Consider the following 403-nt stretch of genomic DNA (forward strand, 5'->3'; position numbering starts at 1 on the left):
CAGCAGAAGATGCAGCAGCGGTGCTTCCGAATGCGGCAGAGACGGTGCTGAGCGGCCAGAGTCTTGCAAATGCAGGAAAAGATCTTGGAAGAACGAGCCGTCCCGGCTATACGTTCGGAGGCTGGTATACGGAGACAGAAGGATCAGGAAGCCAGTTTACAGAAACAACAGCTATTGCTGAAAGTATGACCGTCTATGCGAAGTGGATCCCGAATGACGAGGTAACCCTGACGTATGATAAGGATGCAGAAGATGCATCAGCAGTGCTTCCGAATGCGACAGAGACGGTGCTGAGCGGCCAGAGTCTTGCAAATGCAGGAAAAGATCTTGGAATTACAAGCCGTCCCGGCTATACGTTTGGAGGCTGGTACACGGGTAAGGGCGGAACAGGAGTACAATTTAC

The 403-nt window shown here is 52.1% G+C and carries 1 protein-coding gene; it reads left to right on the forward strand.

What is annotated here, in order from left to right; translation table 11 throughout:
• The coding region (locus NE473_RS30450) for an InlB B-repeat-containing protein (protein ID WP_256265581.1) at positions 1 to 403 on the forward strand (403 nt) is incomplete at both ends.

Origin of the sequence: Hungatella sp. SL.1.14 (assembly GCF_024460495.1) — a bacterium.
GTDB classification, from domain to species: domain Bacteria; phylum Bacillota; class Clostridia; order Lachnospirales; family Lachnospiraceae; genus Hungatella; species Hungatella hathewayi.